This window comes from Paraburkholderia sp. LEh10 (genome assembly GCF_017814945.1).
Classification (GTDB): Bacteria; Pseudomonadota; Gammaproteobacteria; order Burkholderiales; family Burkholderiaceae; genus Paraburkholderia.
The window spans coordinates 1-510 of sequence record NZ_JAGIPX010000247.1 but is presented as its reverse complement, the minus strand read 5'-3'; the positions used below and the strand labels follow the sequence as shown (position 1 = coordinate 510).

Annotated in this window: 1 protein-coding gene; it reads right to left on the bottom strand. The window is 59.6% G+C overall.

Translation table 11 applies throughout. The features are described from left to right. Positions 1–510, bottom strand: a 510-nt coding sequence (locus tag J8I87_RS44195) for a citrate/2-methylcitrate synthase (protein WP_280923165.1), incomplete at both ends; no start/stop codon positions are given.

The window sequence follows — 510 nt, the reverse complement described above, 5'->3', positions numbered from 1 at the left end:
GCCCAGTTCGTTCAGCACTTCGTGGCACGTTTCGCGCATCAGCTTTGCGCGCGGATCGTAATTCTTGTAAACGCGGTGTCCGAAGCCCATCAGCTTCACGCCCGAGTTCTTGTCCTTCACCTGCTTGATGAACTCGGGAATGTTGTCGACCGAGCCGATTTCTTCCAGCATGTTCAATGCGGCTTCGTTTGCGCCGCCGTGCGCCGGTCCCCACAGACACGCGATACCCGCCGCGATGCACGCAAACGGATTCGCACCCGACGAACCGGCCAGACGCACCGTCGACGTCGACGCATTCTGCTCGTGGTCCGCATGGAGGATCAGGATACGGTCGAGTGCCCGCACCAGCACATCGTTGATCTTGTACTCTTCGGCCGGGTTCGAGAACATCATGTGCATGAAGTTCGCGCTGTACGACAGATCGTTGCGCGGATACACGAACGGCTGGCCGATCGAGTACTTGTACGCCATCGCGACGAGCGTCGGCAGCTTCGCGATCATGCGGATCGC